The 17,689-nt window shown below is 65.8% G+C and carries 13 protein-coding genes and 1 pseudogene; 4 read left to right on the plus strand and 10 right to left on the minus strand.

What is annotated here, in order from left to right; all coding sequences use genetic code 11:
* Nucleotides 1-17 precede the first annotated feature (17 nt).
* From tssH to KZ491_RS11375, 8 genes and pseudogenes are all read right to left on the minus strand, one after another.
* Nucleotides 18-2,816, minus strand: a complete 2,799-nt coding sequence (gene tssH, locus KZ491_RS11340) for a type VI secretion system ATPase TssH (RefSeq protein ID WP_222565978.1) — start codon at nt 2,814-2,816, stop codon at nt 18-20.
* Nucleotides 2,817-2,868: 52 nt separating this feature from the next.
* Entirely contained in the window at nt 2,869-3,957 is a 1,089-nt protein-coding gene (gene tssG, locus KZ491_RS11345) for a type VI secretion system baseplate subunit TssG (protein ID WP_222565979.1), read from the minus strand.
* Nucleotides 3,921-5,756 carry a type VI secretion system baseplate subunit TssF gene (gene tssF, locus KZ491_RS11350; RefSeq protein WP_222565980.1) on the minus strand — a complete coding sequence of 612 codons (1,836 nt, stop codon included), beginning with the start codon at nt 5,754-5,756 and terminating at the stop codon, nt 3,921-3,923. The genes tssG and tssF overlap by 37 nt, the downstream gene beginning before the upstream one ends.
* Before the next feature lie 15 nt (nt 5,757-5,771).
* Nucleotides 5,772-6,257, minus strand: a complete 486-nt coding sequence (gene tssE / locus KZ491_RS11355) for a type VI secretion system baseplate subunit TssE (RefSeq protein WP_222565981.1) — start codon at nt 6,255-6,257, stop codon at nt 5,772-5,774.
* A gap of 113 nt (nt 6,258-6,370) precedes the next feature.
* Nucleotides 6,371-6,877 (minus strand): annotated as a pseudogene (locus KZ491_RS11360) (Hcp family type VI secretion system effector); the annotation flags it as partial.
* Nucleotides 6,878-7,026: 149 nt separating this feature from the next.
* A complete protein-coding gene (gene tssC, locus KZ491_RS11365; RefSeq protein ID WP_222565982.1) occupies nt 7,027-8,517 on the minus strand; it encodes a type VI secretion system contractile sheath large subunit in 1,491 nt (496 codons plus the stop codon).
* 4 nt (nt 8,518-8,521) lie between these two features.
* Nucleotides 8,522-9,031 (minus strand): type VI secretion system contractile sheath small subunit, encoded by a 510-nt coding sequence (gene tssB, locus KZ491_RS11370; protein ID WP_222565983.1) that lies wholly within the window; start codon nt 9,029-9,031, stop codon nt 8,522-8,524.
* 40 nt (nt 9,032-9,071) lie between these two features.
* The gene (locus tag KZ491_RS11375) at nt 9,072-9,686 is read right to left on the minus strand and encodes a tetratricopeptide repeat protein (protein ID WP_222565984.1); all 615 of its coding nucleotides are present in this window, start codon (nt 9,684-9,686) and stop codon (nt 9,072-9,074) included.
* A 376-nt stretch (nt 9,687-10,062) separates the two neighbouring features.
* Between KZ491_RS11375 and tssJ the strand changes: the two genes are divergently transcribed.
* The 4 genes from tssJ to hemF all read left to right on the plus strand — a co-directional run bounded on the left by tssJ (nt 10,063) and on the right by hemF (nt 13,874).
* Nucleotides 10,063-10,638, plus strand: a complete 576-nt coding sequence (gene tssJ, locus KZ491_RS11380) for a type VI secretion system lipoprotein TssJ (protein ID WP_246606806.1) — start codon at nt 10,063-10,065, stop codon at nt 10,636-10,638.
* Between the two features lie 100 nt (nt 10,639-10,738).
* Nucleotides 10,739-12,076, plus strand: coding sequence for a type VI secretion system baseplate subunit TssK (tssK, locus tag KZ491_RS11385; RefSeq protein ID WP_222566211.1), 1,338 nt, complete (start codon nt 10,739-10,741; stop codon nt 12,074-12,076).
* Between the two features lie 27 nt (nt 12,077-12,103).
* The gene (icmH, locus tag KZ491_RS11390; RefSeq protein ID WP_222565986.1) at nt 12,104-12,892 is read left to right on the plus strand and encodes a type IVB secretion system protein IcmH/DotU; all 789 of its coding nucleotides are present in this window, start codon (nt 12,104-12,106) and stop codon (nt 12,890-12,892) included.
* Nucleotides 12,893-12,932: 40 nt separating this feature from the next.
* The gene (hemF, locus tag KZ491_RS11395; RefSeq protein WP_222565987.1) at nt 12,933-13,874 is read left to right on the plus strand and encodes an oxygen-dependent coproporphyrinogen oxidase; all 942 of its coding nucleotides are present in this window, start codon (nt 12,933-12,935) and stop codon (nt 13,872-13,874) included.
* Between the two features lie 88 nt (nt 13,875-13,962).
* On the opposite strand, the gene KZ491_RS11400 is transcribed toward hemF, so the two are convergent.
* Both KZ491_RS11400 and polA read right to left on the minus strand, forming a co-directional pair.
* Nucleotides 13,963-14,448 (minus strand): DUF421 domain-containing protein, encoded by a 486-nt coding sequence (locus tag KZ491_RS11400; protein ID WP_222565988.1) that lies wholly within the window; start codon nt 14,446-14,448, stop codon nt 13,963-13,965.
* Nucleotides 14,449-14,876: 428 nt separating this feature from the next.
* On the minus strand, nt 14,877-17,678 hold the full coding sequence (gene polA / locus KZ491_RS11405) for a DNA polymerase I (protein WP_222565989.1): 2,802 nt from the start codon (nt 17,676-17,678) through the stop codon (nt 14,877-14,879).
* Nucleotides 17,679-17,689: the final 11 nt, after the last annotated feature.

Genomic DNA, 17,689 nt, shown 5'->3' on the forward strand with positions numbered 1-17,689 from the left:
GGTCATGACCTGCTCCGTCACTGCATCTGGTAGCGGAAGCTGCCCTTCTTGTCGGCCGAGACCTTGATCCGGCTGATCTCCTCGCCTTCGGCCATTTTCGCCAGCACCGACTCGGCGATCTCCGGCAGCAGGGTGCCGTTGAGGATGTGGTCCACGTTGCGGGCGCCCGAATCGACTTCGGTGCAGCGCTGCAACACCGCCTCCACCAGCGCCTGGTTCCACTCGAACACCGCCTTGTGGTTGGCGACGATGCGATCGCGGATTCGGCCCAACTTGAGCTCGATGATGCGGGCCAGCACGTCGTCGCTGATCGGGAAGAAGGGCACCACCTTCATCCGTCCCAGGAAAGCCGGCTTGAAGGTCTTCATCAGAACCGGGCGCAGCGCGTCGGCCAGCTCGTCCGAGGAGGGCAGCTCGCCGGCCGGGACGTTCAGGCATGACTGCATGATCTGACTGGAGCCGATGTTGCTGGTGAGGATGATCAGGGTGTTGCGGAAGTCGATCTCGCGCCCTTCCGCATCCTCCATCTGGCCCTTGTCGAAGACCTGGAAAAACATCTCCAGCACATCCGGATGGGCCTTCTCGACCTCGTCCAACAGGACCACCGAGTAGGGATTGCGGCGCACCGCTTCGGTCAGCACGCCGCCCTCGCCGTAGCCGACGTAGCCGGGCGGCGAGCCCTTCAGTCCAGACACGCTGTGCGCCTCCTGGTACTCACTCATGTTGATCGTGACCAGCTTGCGTTCGCCGCCGTAGAGGATGTCCGCCAGTGCCAGCGCGGTCTCGGTCTTGCCGACCCCGGACGGGCCGACGAACATGAAGACGCCGCGCGGTTTGTTCGGATCCTCCAACTTCGCCGACGCGGTACGCACGCGCTGCGCGACGGCGTCCAGGGCATGGTCCTGTCCGATCACCCGCTCGCCCAGCAACGGGCTCAGATTGCGCACGGTACGGATCTCGTCCTTGACCATGCGCCCCAGCGGCACGCCGGTCCACGCACTGACGATCTCGGCGACCACCCCGCCGTCCACCTGCAGGGGCACCATCGGCGCCTCGCCCTGCAACGCGCGCAACTCGGCCAGCAGCAGGTCCAGCTCGGCCAGCTTGGGGTTGGCGGCAGCGCGGGAATTCCTCGGCGCGGTCTTGCTCGTCTTGCTCGTCTTGCCGGCTCTGGCCGCCTTCGGGCGGACCGCGACCGCGGTGTCGCCGCCATCATGATCGGGGCTGCCGCCATCTCCATTGTTGGATGCGTGTGGCGGATCGTCGCTGGGCACCGCTTGCGCATCGGCCTCCAGTTCCTGACGCAGTTGCTGGATCTTCTTCGCCAGCGCGGTTTCCACTTCCAGGCGCTCGCGGCTCTGCTGCAATACCCCGGTTGCCACGGAGTGCGCCTTGGTCAACTCCGCCAGACGCTCGTGGTGCGCCGCACCCGCAACACTTTCGCGCCGCAATGCGGCCAGCTCGGCGTCGAGCCGATCCAGGTGCTTGCGGGTGTCGTCGATCATCGCCGGCGTCGCGCTTTGGCCCAGCGCAACCTTGGCGCAGGCGGTATCCAGTACGCTGACCGCCTTGTCGGGCAGCTGGCGGCCACTGATGTAGCGGTGCGACAGACGCACCGCCTCGGTGATCGCCTCGTCCATCACCCGGATGCCGAAGTGCTTCTCCATCAGCGGCACCATCCCGCGGAGCATGGCGGCGCAGAGCGCCTCGGAAGGCTCCTCGATCTTGACGACCTGGAAGCGGCGGGCCAGTGCGGCATCCTTCTCGAAGTACTTCTTGTACTCCGACCAGGTGGTGGCGGCGATGGTGCGCAACTCGCCACGTGCGAGCGCTGGCTTCAGCAGGTTGGCGGCGTCGCTCTGTCCGGCCTGGCCGCCGGCACCGATCATGGTGTGTGCCTCATCGATGAACAGGACGATCGGATGCGGGCTCTTCTTGACCTCATCGATCACGTTCTTGAGCCGGTTCTCGAACTCGCCCTTGACGCTCGCTCCGGCCTGCAACAGCCCCATGTCCAGAGTGTGCAGCTCGACGGCCTGCAACACGTCCGGCACGTCCGCCGCGACGATCCGCAGGGCGAGCCCCTCCACCACCGCGGTTTTGCCGACACCGGCCTCGCCGGTGAGGATCGGGTTGTTCTGGCGCCGCCGCAGCAGGATGTCGACCATCTGCCGGATCTCGGCATCGCGGCCGATCACCGGGTCCAGGTGACCGTCGCGCGCCCGTTGGGTGAGGTTGGTCGTGTACTGGTCCAGCGCCGGTGTGCGCGACAGGCCGGGGGCGGCATCGGCTGCGGTGCCCTCGCTCTCCACCCCCGCATCGGCAAAGCGGACATCGCCGCCTTCGATGGAACCTTCGGTGAGCTTGGCGAAGTTGTGCTTGAGCTCATCGCGCTTGATCCTGACGAACTGGCCAGACCCCCGGTACGCCAGTTGCGACAGCCCCGGCTCGGTCAGCAGGGCCAGCAACAGGTGGCCGCCGCGGATTCGAGTGGTGTGCGAGTCCAGCGAGGCCAGCAGCCACGCGTGCTGGAACAGCGTCGGCAAGTGCTGGGAAAACACCGGCGTGCGCGTATTGCCTGCCTTGAACCGGCCGATCTCCGTTTCCAGGTCCTTGCGCAGGCTGTCCACGCCAATTCCGCTGCGCTGCGCGATCAGGGCGACGTCGCCCTGCGGGTGCTCCAGCAACGCCAGGAACAAGTGCTCCAGGTCGACCTCGTAGTTGCCGCGCGCCATGCACAGGTTCGCCGCGCGTTCGGCGGACTGGCGACAGGTGTCATTGAGCTTGCCGATCAGGGTTTTCAGGTTGGTATTCATGCGTTGCGATCCATGCGGTGTCGTGTCCAGGGGCGGCGCTGTTCCGCCATCGTCATTGCAGGGTGTGGATGCCGTAGCGGGTATCCGAGCGCGGTGCGCGGGGCGGGCGTGAGCACAGGTAACTGTCAAAACCCAGCTCACAGCCTGCCTGGGCATGCAATGCGATCCCGCGCAGATGCGCCGGTTTCAGACTCAGGCAGACCTCGTATTCCAAGGTGCTGCCAGTCAGCAGGGTGAGCCACTTGGCCAATGCCTTGGCCGCGCTGCGCCCGGGCAGGAAGTCATCGAACTGCGCGCGGTCCAGCGGGCCGACCCACAGGCGCATCTTCAGGTCGCGCTGCCAGACGCGATTCCCGGCCAGGGCCGTGCTGCCCAGCATCGCGTTGCCGACGCCCAGACGCGTCTGCTGCGCCTCGGGCACCCGGTACCAGGCGCCGACGAACTGCTCGACTCGCAGCGGCACCTTGAAGTAGTCGGCGAGGATCCGCTGCAGCATCACCGCCGACAGCGGACGCTGGCGGATCGCCCCGGCGTAGTGGGCGACGGCGTGGTCGAACACGTCGCTGTCATCGCCGCGCATGCGCCCGCGCAAGCCCTTCATGCCCATGCCGGCCAAAGCCAGCACCAGCGGCAGGAAGCGCTCGTCGCCGTCCAGTTCGTACTGCAGGGCCAGACGGTGCTTCTTCCACGCGGCGTAATGCAGGGCCACCGCGCGGTTGCCGAAAATGTCCAGAAAGGCGCGGGCGGTGCGGTCGCGCTGGTAGGTTTCGCGCTCGCCCAGCGCCTCGGTGTAGTGCAGGGGCAGGACGCCATGGCTGCCCAGCATGCCCATGAAGGCCGGCGTCAGATGGACCTCGCCCAGCTCCTCCATCGTGATGGCGTGTTCAACCGCCGCGTCGCGGTCCAGCGCGGTTCCGTCGCGCGCATAGGCCTGCGCGGACTCGATCTGACTGGCCGGAAATCCCAGTGACATCGAGGAACGGAAACGCAGGCTGCGCGGCACCACCTCGCCTGGCTGCTGGCCTTGCCTGATGAAGAGCCGCTCGAGGATCCGCAGGGCCTGGAAGAACTCGAAGCGCTGCGGGCCGGCGAGCAACTGCTGGGCTACACCAGGATCGATTCGCCGCTTCGCGGTTCGCATCGCATCAGTTCCTCGCCGTTGTCGGCCGACAGCACGGTCAATTGGGTAAAGCTGTTGGCGTGCACATACAGGCCAAAGAAGTGGTCCAGCACGCGGGCGAATGCGGCAATGCCGTGCCCGACAAAAGCGGTCTCGTCGATGCCAACACGGATCTCGATGCCGCGCACCACGCTGGCAAAATGCTTGCCGGGCAGCCATGCGCTGGCAGTGCGGTGCTCCAGGGAAACGATGCCGTCGATCTGTCGTCCGGAGGTGCTGCTGCGCGCGATGTCGTACAGCCGCAGCATCTCCTTCAGCGCCGGCAGGCCGTCCTGGCTCAGAGACAGGTGGTTGAGCGAGAGATGCGAGACCAGTCGCCACTGCGCACCGCGCCCGCGCTCGAAGCGCATCGGCCGGGTTGGCTTGCGCAGGAGCGCGATTGAGCGCGCCGGGCCGCCGCCCTCCATGGTCAGGTCGCCGCCCTGCACGCCGTAGGCGAGAAAGCTGGGAAGGTCGCGGTTGCTGCAGGTCAGCTCAAGGCTGACCACGTCGGTCTGCGGCTGGACCGGATTGAAATCCAGGTCCACGAAGGAAAGTTCCGTCTCAAAGCCGGGACTGCTGCGAGCCACCTGCTCGTCGCGGTGGGCGAACCAGTAATGGCCCGACTCGTCGGGCAACTGGCCGTGCTGGAGCGAGTAGAACGGGCGGAACTCGGTAACCTTCTCGCCTTGGGCGGTCTGGCGGATCCGCTTGACCGAGTCGATCGACACCACTGCGTAGGCAAACGCGCGTCGCGCATCCGCCACGACCGGATACGACGTGCTGCGATGGGTTACCCGGATGGGCTCACCGTGCTGCGCAAACAGGTTCACGACCGGCGTGCAACCCAACAGGATGTTGTCGGCCGACAGCGACTCCAGCACTCGAGTCACAGGGGCGTCGGCCGCCTGCGCGGCGAGCACCAGATGGACCGTGAAGGTGGCGCCGACACTGCCGTGCAGTGGCTTCAGATCGAGGTCGAAGAAACCGAACTTCTCCGGGAAGCCGAACAACTCGGTCAGCAGGCGGTACGCCGGGTGCGAGCGGTCGGGATAGTCGATCAGGGACTCGTCGGCGCCGAACCCGGCCTGGTTGAGCGGTGATTTCTGCAGCGCCTTCCAGCGCCCGCTGCCGGCAGACTCCAGATACGCGGCGCGGACCCCGAAGGCGAACGTGTCGCGCAACGCGGCGCAAAAGCTGGCCTCGCCCTCGGTGAACAAGCGCAGACTGTCCAAGCCCAGAGCCGACAGTTGTTGATGCTCTCCGAGCAGCTCGAAGCTCAGCGATATCTGCCCCCCGCACCCGGCCGGCAGACTGGTCGCCATCGGCGCCTCGGCGATGGCGCGATAACGCGCTTCGCGCAGCCGGATCGGTGCCAGCACCACGTCGCAGGTTGAGCGGAAGCGGCAGCTGACACCGCGTACCGCGCGCGAGTGCAGCAACGTGTCGCGCGGAATGTGGACCGGTGCGCTGAGCTGGGCGAGCGCGGGCCCCATGTCGAATCGGGCGATCGAGCACGAGGGAAACGGACGCAGGTAGTGGGGATACATGACCTCCAGGAGCGCCTCGGTGAACTCCGGGTAGTCGTCCTCGATCTTCTTGTTGGTGCGTGCGCTGAGCAGCGCGAAGGACTCGATCAGGCGCTCGACGTGCGGGTCCTGGCTGCCATCGGCGGACAGCAGCAGGCGGCCGGCGATCTTGGGGTAGCGTTCGGCAAATTCGCGACCATGACGGCGCAGGTAGCCAAGCTCACGCTCGTAGAACGGCAGCAGGTCCTCCATCAGCGGCGCCCCCGGTCAGGCTGCTGCACGGCGCAACCTGCTGACGGAGTACTGCAGGGTGCTTGGCTGCAGCATCGCGTCGAAACTGATGGGCTCGCGCGCGGGGCGCACGTCCAGCAGGCCATGGATCGAGAAGTGCAGGCCACCCACCGAGCGGCTGTTGCCTTCCAAAGTGACTCGGACATTGTGCAAGCGCTGCTCATGGCGACCGATCGCCTGCTCAAGGGAACGACAGATCGCGGCGCGGTCATGGCCGTTGGCCAGGCTCATGGTGGAGAAATCGCGCAGCCCGTAGGTCATCAGGGAGTTGCGGCAATTGGGGAATTCCTTCAGGTCGTCCTCGGAAAATGCGGCCCGGCTGTTGAGCAGGCCTTCCAGGTCACGGGCGACGGATTCCTTGTACTGATCCAGCGAGATCGATTTGAAGATGCCGCTGGCAGCGGTGACGCGCGGTTGATCGTCAAACAGCTTTTCCAGGAGGCTGGGTTCGAATCCTTTCATGGTTCCCTGTCTGCCTTCGCGCCACTGGCCGGATGCAGGTTGCAGCCCGGAAATACAATGCGATGACGACCAGCTGGCCGCCATCGCACCGACCCATCAGGGCGTTACGGCAATCAAACCCGGTAGCTGGGCGTGTTGTCGGTGTTGCTCCACTGCGCGACGGCCTTGCCGCCAACGCCGCCACCCTGCTTCTGCTGGGTGTAGGACCACTTGATCGCACCAAAGCTCAGCTGGACCTGCTCGGACGGCATGCCGTCATGGCCCATTCCGGTGGTGACGCGGTGCACAAGCACGTTCAACAGTTCGATCGTGTAGTAGTTGATCGCCTTGCCGTCCTTGTCGGCACGCATGAACTCGATGCGGGCCTTGGGGAACGTGGTGCCGTTGGCGCACGCCTGGAACAGGGCCGTCGATGCGAGGTCGATACGCTTGTTGATCTCGATCGGGGACATTTCCACGCGTGCCGCGGTGGTGCCGCCAGCGCTGGATGCGGTAGCCGAACGCGGCTGCAGGACATCCTGGTTGAAGGACTCGATCTCGATCCAGTCCTTGTGCTCGGAGTCCTTGGACTCACCCTTGATGGTGTCAATGCTGAGGAATGCATGCTGCATGATCTGGTTTCCTTTTGTTCCGTTCTTCCGTGAGAGTCAGCACCGGGACAAGCCCGGTGCAGTAGTTGCTGCCAACTTGATAGAACCAAAGCGGGCGGCCAGCCCCACCGGGATCTTTGTCCCGTAGTGTCGACCGCCTTTCAGCACGCGAGTGCCGTTTACCCCTTGGCGCTGGCGGGAAGCTCAGCGACAAGACGCAGTGACACCGACAGCTCGTCGAGCTGGAAATGCGGGCGAAGGAAGGACACCGCCCGGTACACACCGGGCTTTCCGGGCACTTCCGACACCTGCACCGAAGCCTCTCTCAGTGGGTATTGCGCTTTCGCTTCCTGCGTCGCGTTGTCATCCAACAACACGTACTGCGCAACCCACCGGTTGAGGAAATCCTCGACATTACCGGCCGAGGCAAAACTGCCGATCTTCTCCCGCATCATTGCCTTGAGGTAATGGGCGACGCGGGAGACGGCAAACATGTACTGCAACTGGGACGACAGCGACGCGTTCGCGTTCGCCGCATCGGTGTTGTATTTCTTCGGCTTCTGCGCCGATTGCGCGCCGAAGAACGCGGCGTAATCGGTGTTCTTGCAGTGCACCAGGGGAATGAAGCCCAGGTCGGAGAGCTCCTTCTCGCGCCGGTCGGTGATTGCCACCTCGGTCGGGCACTTCAGGGCCACCTCGCCATCGTCGGTGCGGAAGGTGTGGGTCGGCAGGTCCTCGACCAGCCCGCCACCCTCCACGCCCCGGATCGCCGCGCACCAGCCGAAGTCCTCGAAGGCCTTGGTCAGGCGCGCGCCGAAAGCATAGGCGGTGTTGCACCACAGGTACTTGGAGTGGTCGTTGCCATCCACCTCTTCAACATAGTTGAAGCCCTCCACGGTGGTGCCGTCCTTGGGGTTGTACGGCAAACGGCCGAGGAAGCGCGGCAGGGTCAGGCCCACGTAGCGGCTGTCCTCGGAATCCCGGAACGACTTCCACTTGGCGTATTCGATGGTGTCGAACACCTTGGCGAGGTCACGCGGCTTGCCCATCTCGGTGAAGCTTTCCAGGCCGAACATGTCCTCGCTGGCAGCGGCGACGAAGGGTGCGTGCGCAGCAGCGGCCACGTGCGACATCTGCTCAATGAAGTACATGTCCTCTGGCTGGCGACCGATGTTGTAGTCACCCAGCAAGGCGCCGAATGGCGAGCCACCAAACGTCCCGAATTCCTCCTCGTACACCTTTTTGAACAACGCGCTCTGGTCGAAGTCGATCGCGGACTTGAAGTCCTTGACCACGTCCTTCTTCGGCGCATTGAGCACCTTGATCTTCAGCTGGGTGCCGGTCGACGTCTGGCTGCACAGGTAGTGCAACCCGCGCCAGGTGGACTCCAGTTGCTGGAACTGCGGAGCATGCATCACCGCAGTCAGCTGCTCGGAGATCATCCGGTCCAGTTCGGCGACGCGCGCATCCAGGGTCAAATTGAGGTTTTCCGACACCACCACGGTGCCTTTCAGGACCTCGCGGGCGAGCTCGGAGATGATGTCGCGGGCACGCTGGTGCTCGGCGTCGGAGCGGGCGACCTTGCTCTGCTCGACGATCTGGTCGAGCAAACCCGGCTCGGAAGTGGTGGTCGTGGCCTGAGCCGGGGCCGCGCTTGCCTGGGTATTCATGGCATTACTCCTCGTCAGCCGGGTCGTTCTGGCCCAGCTGCCGAAGCTGCTCGGTATTGGCCAGGACATCGTTGAGCAGGTCTTCCAGTTTCTCGTTACCGGCCACCTTGTTGCGCAGGTCGGCGAGCTTGGAGCGTGCTTCCAGCAGCTTGCGCAGCGGTTCGACCTGCTCCACCACCGCCTCGGGGCGGAAGTCGTCGATCGAGTTGAACTTCAGCTCGACGGCGAATTCGCCGCCGTCTTCGGAGAGCTTGTTGGGCACCCGGAAGGCGGCACGCGGCGCCATGCCGGAGATCACCTCATCGAAGTTGTCCAGATCAACGTTGACGAACTTGCGGTCCTTCAGCTTCGGCAACGGCTCGTCGGGCTGGCCACTGAAGTCCCCCAGGACGCCGACGACGAAAGGGATCTCCTTCTGCTCGATCGCATCGCCCTTCTCGACGTCATAGGTGAGCTGGACGCGGGGCGGACGGACCTTCTGCAGGCGCTTCTGGATACTTTCCTTCTTGGACATCTTCATCGTCTCCCTGACGATCGCATGCGGATTCGGAGGCTCAGCTGCCTATGCCGCCGAAGGGGTTGGCGATATCCGAAGCACTCTTCGGCTTCTCGGCGGCCGGCGTCGCCGGCTTCGGCGCTGGCGTGGTGGCACGTCGTGCCGGGGCACGCGTGCGCGCCTTCGGGGCAGTCGGTGCACCGCTGTCGAGGATGCTCTCGCCCATGGTCGCGCGCATGGTCGCGGCGAGTCGCTCGGCTTCGATGCGGGCGGTCTCCGAGGCCAGCGCACCGCTGCCCTGCAGCCGCTCCAGCGACTGCGACGCGATGCGCAGCCCGGACACGGTCAGCACACTGTCGGCGACCTGGTCGGCAGGATCTCGCTGCAGGACTTCTTCAGCGGCGACGATGGCGCGGCCGTAGTTGCCGGCATCGAACTGCAACTGGGCGATCCGCAGCCACGGTTGCTTGCTGGTCGGATCGGCCTGGGCCGCCTCGTCGAAGCTGACCAGGGCGGACTCGAAGCGCCCGGCATTGACCGCCGCCTCGGCGTTCTCCAGGACCGTCGCGTAGTTGCCGGTCTTGGCCGGCATCGTGCTGCACGCTGCCAGCACGGGCACCAGTGCGGCAGCCGCCAGCAAACGACAGACGACGGAATAGGGGGAAGCCTGCATGTCTCCACTCTCCTTGTGAGCCCCGCACGGCGTGCGGCGGCCTGTCACTCCATGACCAGATCAAAGGCATCTGATGCGCCTTCGACTAGATATAGTAGCCTACGCCGCCGGCCGTCAAGCTGTCCTTTGGCGGCGTGCATTGTTGACCACGCAACGGCTTGATGCCAAGTCGGCACACGCCGGGCGGCGGGGTCGGTGCAAGATACGGTTGGCCGGTTACGATCCTGGGTCGCGATATCGGAAGCGGACTTTACCAATGGAGTGGCAAGCAATGGATGCTGGTTATCGCTGTTCCGACAGGGGTTGCAACGACTCGTCCGCCGCGCCCGTGTGCGCTGCGGGTTCCTCAGCAACGTGGGCCCGCCACGCGGTCTGGTTGCTGGTTTTCGCCGCCTGCCTGGCGATCTCGGGTTGCGCCACCCAGGGCGCTGGCGTCAAGCAGGCGCTGGGCAAGACGCTGCAGGCGGTTGGCCTCAAGCAGGGCGAGGCAAAGCGCGGCGAGCTGCCCATTCGCCTGTACGCGGGCGACAACCTCAACAGCGGAGACGATGGGCGGGCCGTTGCACTGGTGGTTCGCGTCTACCAGTTGCGCGAGGCGAAGCGCTTCGACGCCGCCGCCTTCGACGTGTTCCTTGACGAGCGCCGCGAGCACGACGTGCTCGGCGACGACCTCATCTCGGTGACCGAATTCCTGCTCACGCCCGGCAAACGGCATGAGGTGCTGGAGTCCCTACCCGAAGACGGAACCCACGTCGGCGTGGTTGCGCTGTTCCGTGCGCCGGCACCAACGCGCTGGCGTTTGACCTTCGATACCCGCCAGACCGATGCCGAAGGCATCACCGTCGGCCTGCACGGTTGCGCGATGACCACCGCCTCCGCAGGACTGATTACCAAACTCTCGACGCCCGCACACAGCCTGTCGGCCAGCCGATGCGGGGCGGTCGGGGGGTGATTCGAGTGACCGTAAACGTTCTCCAGCACATGGTGTAACCTGCCCCGCGAATGCACGGAACGCCGGGATTTATCAAAGGATCGAGTGACGCATGACCGGGATGTCGAAGGTTTTCTGGGGCGAGGGCCTGTTTCTGCGCCCGCAGCACTTCCAGCGTCAGGACGCTTATCACGAAGCCCGTGTGCAGCGCATGGCCACCACCATCGCGCCCTATTCCTGGGGCCTGCGGCAGGCCGAGTTCGACGCCCAGGCACTGGCCGCCGGGACCCTGCGCGCGCAGCAACTGTCGGTGGTGTTCCCCGACGGCGAGTTCTACAGCGCGCCTGGTGATGACCTCCTCCCGGAGGCAATGTCACTGGAAGGTTTGCCTGATGGCGTGCAGAGCACAACCGTGCACCTCGCCCTGCCACTGCTGAAGGAGCACGGCGGCAACTGCGCCGGCGAGGGCGACAGCGGCGGCAACAGCCGCTACATGCAGGCCAACCGGGCCACGACCGACCTGTACACGGATGCGGGCGAGGCCGAGCTGGCCTACCTGGGCAAGAACGTGCGCTTGCTGCGCGATGACGAACCGCGCGATCCGTATGTCAGCGTGCCCGTGGCGCGCATCCGCCGCAGCGCGACCGGCGGCTTCGAGATCGACCCCGGTTTCGTCGCACCCAGTCTGAGCCTGGGCTCTGCGCCGCAGTTGCAACTGCAGTTGCGGCGGCTGCTGGACAGCCTGCAGGCCAAGGCGGATGCCCTCCACGGCCTGCACCGCGAGGCCTCCCAGTCAGTCGTCGAGTTCCGCTCCGGTGACATCGCCTCGTTCTGGTTGCTGCACACCGTCAACGGCGCCTTTGCATCGCTCTCACACCTGTTCCGCCATCCGGGCCTGCACCCGGAACGGCTGCACCAGGAACTGCTGCGCCTGGCCGGCGGCCTGCTGACGTTCTCGCGCAGCCATACCCTGGCCGACCTGCCCAACTACCAGCACGCAAACCCCGAGGCCGGGTTCGAGCGCCTGTTCGAGATCATCCGCGCGCTGCTCGACACGGTGATCTCCGCGCGCTACTTCAAGATCGCCCTCAGCGAGGTCAAGCCGTCCTTCCATCTGGGGCGACTGGATTCCCAGCGCATCGACGAGGATTCCGCTTTCTACCTCGGGGTCAGTGCGGACATGCCTGCCAACGAACTGGTCCAGACCGTGCCGGTGCGCTTCAAGGTCGGCGCGCCGGACGACGTGGACAAGTGCGTGCTGTCGGCGCTGCCGGGCGTCAAGCTGGTCCACGCCGCGCAGGTTCCCGGGGCCATCCCGGTGCGCACCGGCGCGCAGTACTTCGCCATCGAGGCACGCGGTCCGCTGTACGAACGCATGATCAAGGCCCAGTCGCTGATGATCTACGTGCCGTCTGGCGTGCGCGAGCTGAAGCTGGAACTCATCGCCGTCACCCCGTAACGCGCCACCCACGCCAGGCAGGACGCCATGAACTACCCCAATCCTCCGGTCCCCAACCGCATGCCCTCGCTGGGTCCGGCGCATGCCGCCGTACCGCCGTCCGGCGCCGCCACCCCGCGCAGCCTGGTGGAGCTGATGGCAGACGGCTTTTATTTGTTGATGCTGCTCAAGCGCGGCCAGTTGCCGTCCAGCGAAAGCGGTTTCGTGGCATCGATCCAGCGCTTCCTGGAAGGGGTCGAACGCGGCGCGGCCAAGCTGGATATCGCCGCCGAGGACATCTACGCAGCGAAATACGCGTTTTGCGCCGCCGTCGACGAGGCGATGCTGGGCCAGCCCTCGTCGCTACGCGAGGAGTGGGAACGCAACCCCCTGCAGCTGCGCCTGTTCGGCGAACACCTGGCCGGCGAGCACTTCTTCGACCGCCTCGAGGAGCTGCGCGCGCAGGGTGCCCCGCGACTGCCGTCGTTGGAGGTCTACCACTACTGCCTGCTGCTCGGCTTCGAAGGCAAGTACCGCCTGGAAGGCCCGGAGAAGCTTGGCTATCTGGTGGCCCGCCTGGGCGATGAGATCGTCTACCTGAAGGGCAAGCGCACCGGCTTCGCGCCGCACTGGGCGCCGCCGGACCGGGTTACCCACGCGTTGCGCCGGGTGATGCCGCTGTGGGCTCCGCTTGCGCTGTTCGCCGTGCTCGGCCTGGGCGCGTTTTTCACACTGCACACGATGCTGGCGCGCGATACCGATAAGCAGCTGGCCGGGTACCAGCAGGTTGTGCAGATGCCGGGCAAGACCGCGCACGTGACCATCACCCTGCCCTGAGCGGGCAGATGCGGCGGCGGGTCTCGCCTAGAATGGGCGAATGAACCTGCCCGCATCCCCCAAAGAATCCGACCACGACTTCGCACGCGTCCGAAGCTACCTCACCGACCTGCAGGACCGCATCTGCGCCGCGATCGAGGCGGCCGACGGCAGCGCGCGCTTCGGTGAGGACAACTGGATCCGCGCAGAAGGCGGCGGCGGTTGCACCCGTATCCTGCGCGATGGCTCGGTATTCGAGCAGGCCGGCATCGGCTTTTCGGATGTCTCAGGGCGCACGCTGCCGCCGTCGGCGAGCGCCAATCGTCCGGAGCTGGCAGGCGCAGCGTGGCGGGCGATCGGCGTATCGCTGGTGTTCCACCCGCGCAATCCCTACCTGCCGACCACCCACGCCAACGTGCGCCATTTCCGCGCCATGCGCGACGGGGAGACCGTCGCCTCGTGGTTCGGTGGTGGCTTCGACCTGACCCCGTTCTATCCGTTCGACGAAGACGTGCTGCACTGGCACCGGACCGCGCGTGAGTTGTGTGCGCCCTTCGGTGGAGACGCCCGCTACGAGGCGCACAAGCGTTGGTGCGATGACTACTTTTTCGTCAAGCACCGCAACGAGACCCGCGGCATTGGCGGGCTTTTCTTCGACGACCTGAGCGAGGACTTCGAGCGCGAGTTCGGCTACATGCGGGCGGTCGGCGACGGCTTCCTGGATGCCTACCTGCCAATCGTCGAGCGCCGCAAGGATGTCCCCTACGGTGACCACGAGCGCCAGTTCCAGCTCTACCGGCGCGGCCGCTATGTCGAGTTCAACCTGGTCCTGGACCGCGGCACGCTGTTCGGCCTGCAGTCGGGCGGACGCAGCGAATCGATCCTGATGAGCCTGCCGCCGCTGGTGCGCTGGGAGTACGGCTACACGCCGGAAGCGGGCAGCGCGGAGGCCAGACTGGCCGATTACCTGCGGCCACGCGACTGGTTGAACGAGCTGGCCTGAGCGCGTCGCGAAAAGCGAACGCGCTGGACAGCTGTGCCCGACGTTCCGGCGCGGCGACACCCGGATGAAACGGGCCGCTGGAGCGGGCTCAGTCCTGCTCGTCGCGGTGGGTGATGATCGAGATATGCCCATTGGTTTCCAGCAGGGCCAGCTTGATGTGGTCCAGCTCGGTGCAGCTGGCCTCGCGCATCGCCTTGTCAAAATCCGCCCGACTGACCAGCTCGCGGCGCAGGACATCGCGGTGGATGTGGCCATCCCTTGCCAGCTCGACCGGACTGCCCTCGATCAGCCGCCGCATCGGCGGGTAGCGCGCGGTCAGCCACGCCACCAGATAGTTCAGGGCCATCAGGCTGAGGGCCAACAGCATGGCACCGGTGAGGGAATTGTCGCCGCCGTTCATGCCGTTCTGGACGGCGTTGCCGACCAGGATCAGCAGGACCAGGTCGAACGGGGTGAACTGGCCGACGGCGCGCTTGCCCGACAGGCGCACCAGCAGCATCACCGCGATGTAAACCGCCACGGGTCGCAACAGGAACTGCCACCACGGAAACGATAGTTCGAACAGGTTCGACATGGATCGGGTTCCAGCGTGGCGACATGCAGAACCGTACACCAGGGCAATAAAAAGCCCCGCAGGCAGGGGGGGCCGGCGGGGCTGGTGGAGCTAGGCCTGGGGAGGGGCCTTGGCTCCGGGATCACTCCAGGGGAGGGAGAGATCTGCGACAGGCGTTGCACCTGTCGCGAGCATATGACCACTATTTGCATTGACGGTTCGTGAAGATTGGGACCGGCTGCAGAAAAGGTTCAGGATTGATTCATGGCCGGAATGTCTGCCAACGTGACGTTAAAATAACGTTATTGCGCTGAATCGGCGCTACGTTTGCCGAAGTGGCTGTGACACCGTGCGGGAAAGGCCGAAAACGGCTGTTTTCGCGGCGACCGGTGGGTCGATGCCCCATTGCTCCGGTCCAACCGTCCGCCGCACCGCCAACACGCTCAACGTCAGTGCGCTTCATCCCAGTTCGCGCCTACGCCGCTCTCCACCAGCAGCGGCACCCGCAACTGCGCGGCGCCGACCATCCTCTTCACCACCTGCTCCAGCAGCGGGTCTACAAAGTCCGCATCAACCTCGAACACCAGCTCATCGTGCACCTGCAGGATCATCAGCGCCCGCTCGGCGTGATCGGCCAACCACGTGTGGATCTGGATCATGGCGCGCTTGATGATGTCCGCCGCCGTGCCCTGCATGGGCGCGTTGATCGCGGCGCGCTCGGCGCCGGCACGCAGGCCCTGGTTGCGGGCGTGGATATTGTCCAGATACAGGCGCCGGCCGAACACGGTCTCCACATAGCCGCGTTCGCGGGCCTGCTCGCGGGTACGGTCCATGAACTCGCGCACGCCGGGATAGCGGGCGAAGTACAGGCCGATGTAGTCCTGCGCATCGCCGCGTGACACCCCCAGCTGCTTGGCCAGGCCGAATGCGCTCATGCCGTACATCAGGCCGAAGTTGATCGCCTTGGCGGCGCGGCGGTCGTCGCTGCTGACGGTGTCGAGCGTTTTCCCGAACACCTCCGCGGCGGTCGCCTTGTGGATGTCGGCACCGGCCGCGAACGCGCGCAGCAGGCCTTCGTCACCCGACAGGTGGGCCATGATCCGCAGCTCGATCTGCGAGTAGTCGCAGGCGACGATGCGCCGGCCCGGCGGTGCGACAAAGGCGGTGCGGATGTGGCGGCCGTCGACGGTGCGGATGGGGATGTTCTGCAGGTTGGGGTCGCTGGACGCCAGCCGGCCGGTCGCGGCGCCGGCCTGGTGGTAACTGGTGTGGACCCGGCCGGTGTCGGGATTGATCATCTGCGGCAGCTTGTCGGTGTAGGTGCTGCGCAATTTGGCCAGGCTGCGGTAGTCGAGGATCACCCGCGGCAGCTCGTGCAGGTCGGCGATCGCCTCCAGCGCCTCCTCGTTGGCGGAGGGCTGGCCCTTTGGTGTCTTCACCATGGCCGGCAGCTTGAGTTCCTCGAACAGCAGCGCGCAGACCTGCTTGGGCGAATCCAGGTTGAAGCTGCGACCCGCCAGTTCGGTGGCCTTCTGCTGCGCGGCGAGCATGCGCTTGCCCAGGTCCGCCGACTGCCGGCGCAGCTCGTCCGCATCGACCAGCACGCCGTTCGCCTCGATCCGCTCCAGCACCGGCACCAGCGGCATCTCGATCTCGCGGTAGACCTTCTCCAGCGCCGGTTCGGCGGCCAGCTTGGCCGACAGGACGCGGTGCAGGCGCAGGGTGATGTCGGCGTCCTCGGCGCCGTAGTTGACGGCGTCGTCCACGGCGACCTGGTTGAAGGTGATCTGCTTGGCGCCCTTGCCGGCGATGTCGGTGTACTTGGTGGTCTCGTAGCCCAGGTAACGCAGGGCCAGCGAATCCATGTCGTGGCGACTTGCGGTGGCGTTGTGGACGAAGCTCTCCAGCATCGTGTCGTCGGCATAGCCGCGGATCGCCACGCCGTGGCGACGCAGCACGTGCATCTCGTACTTGCCGTGCTGGCCGACCTTGCGTTTGGCCGGGTCGGTCAACAGGGGCCGCAGGGCGTCGAGCACCTCCGCGTGGTCCAGCTGCGCCGGTGCGCCCGGGTAGTCGTGGCCGACCGGGATGTAGCAGGCGCGGCCGGGTTCGACGGCGAAGCTCAGGCCGACCAGGTTGGCGCGCATCGCGTCGAGCGAGTCGGTCTCGGTGTCGAAGGCGAACTCCTCGGCGCCCTGCAAGCGGGCAATCCAGGCGTCGAGCTTTTCGCGGGTGTCCACGCACTCGTACTCGCCCGGGGCCGAGAGCGCCGGATCGGGCGCCTCAGCCACCGCCGTATTGTTGCGGGCGTAGCCGGCGGCGGTGTTGCGCACGCTGCCGGCATCGGTCGCCGCGTCGCCCGGGCCATCGGCGGCCTCCCCGCCCAGATCACGCAGGGCCTGCTTGAACCCGAAGCGGGCGTAAAGACGGCGCAGGTCGTCGACGTGCTGTTCGCGCAGGACCAGCTCGGTCGGGCTGCGGCCGACGTCGACGTCCAGCTTGATGGTCGTCAGGGTGCGGTTGAGCGGCAGGCGGGGGAGCGCGGCGCGCAGGTTCTCACCGATCTTGCCCTTGATGCTGTCGGCATTGGCGATCACGCCGTCCAGCGTGCCGTACTCGGCCAACCACTTGGCGGCGGTCTTGGGGCCGCACTTGTCGACACCGGGAATGTTGTCGATCTTGTCGCCCATCAGCGCCAGGTAATCGACGATCTGGTCCGCGCGCACGCCATGCCTCTCGATCACCGCCTCGTCGTTGTCCAGGCGGCTGCCGCTCATGGTGTTGACCAGCGCGATACCCGCGCGCGCCTCGCCATTGGCGTCGTGGCCGCTGCGCACCAGCTGGGCGAAGTCCTTGTCGCTGGTGGAGATGGTGACGTCGATCCCGGCATCGGCGGCCTGCACGGCAAGCGTGCCGATCACGTCGTCCGCCTCAACCCCGTCGATGCGGATGATGTCGATGCCCAGCGCGTGCACGATGTCGCACATCGGCTGTATCTGCGGTCGCAGGTCCTCGGGCATGGGCGGGCGGTTGGCCTTGTACTCGGGGTCCAGGTCGTCGCGGAAGGTCTTACCCGGCGCATCGATCACAAACGCGATGTAGTCCGGGTTTTCCTTCAGCGTGGCGCGCAACATGTTGACCACCCCGAACAGCGCGCCGGTTGGTTCGCCCTCGGCATTGGTCAGCGGAGGCAGCGCGTGGAAGGCGCGGTAGAGGTAGCTGGAACCGTCGATCAGCACGAGTCTTTTCATGCCTTGATTCT

This window comes from Novilysobacter antarcticus, assembly GCF_019802285.1.
Lineage (GTDB): Bacteria > Pseudomonadota > Gammaproteobacteria > Xanthomonadales > Xanthomonadaceae > Novilysobacter > Novilysobacter antarcticus.

Excerpts from the sequence above, each read along its gene's own strand:
- tssC (WP_222565982.1), bottom strand. The coding sequence starts at position 8,517 with ATGAATACCCAGGCAAGCGCGGCCCCGGCTCAGGCCACGACCACCACT.
- KZ491_RS11400 (WP_222565988.1), bottom strand. The coding sequence starts at position 14,448 with ATGTCGAACCTGTTCGAACTATCGTTTCCGTGGTGGCAGTTCCTGTTG.
- tssH (WP_222565978.1), bottom strand. The coding sequence starts at position 2,816 with ATGAATACCAACCTGAAAACCCTGATCGGCAAGCTCAATGACACCTGT.
- hemF (WP_222565987.1), top strand. The coding sequence starts at position 12,933 with ATGAACCTGCCCGCATCCCCCAAAGAATCCGACCACGACTTCGCACGC.
- tssE (WP_222565981.1), bottom strand. The coding sequence starts at position 6,257 with ATGAAAGGATTCGAACCCAGCCTCCTGGAAAAGCTGTTTGACGATCAA.
- tssG (WP_222565979.1), bottom strand. The coding sequence starts at position 3,957 with ATGCGAACCGCGAAGCGGCGAATCGATCCTGGTGTAGCCCAGCAGTTG.
- tssF (WP_222565980.1), bottom strand. The coding sequence starts at position 5,756 with ATGGAGGACCTGCTGCCGTTCTACGAGCGTGAGCTTGGCTACCTGCGC.
- icmH (WP_222565986.1), top strand. The coding sequence starts at position 12,104 with ATGAACTACCCCAATCCTCCGGTCCCCAACCGCATGCCCTCGCTGGGT.
- tssB (WP_222565983.1), bottom strand. The coding sequence starts at position 9,031 with ATGTCCAAGAAGGAAAGTATCCAGAAGCGCCTGCAGAAGGTCCGTCCG.
- tssK (WP_222566211.1), top strand. The coding sequence starts at position 10,739 with ATGTCGAAGGTTTTCTGGGGCGAGGGCCTGTTTCTGCGCCCGCAGCAC.
- polA (WP_222565989.1), bottom strand. The coding sequence starts at position 17,678 with ATGAAAAGACTCGTGCTGATCGACGGTTCCAGCTACCTCTACCGCGCC.
- KZ491_RS11375 (WP_222565984.1), bottom strand. The coding sequence starts at position 9,686 with ATGCAGGCTTCCCCCTATTCCGTCGTCTGTCGTTTGCTGGCGGCTGCC.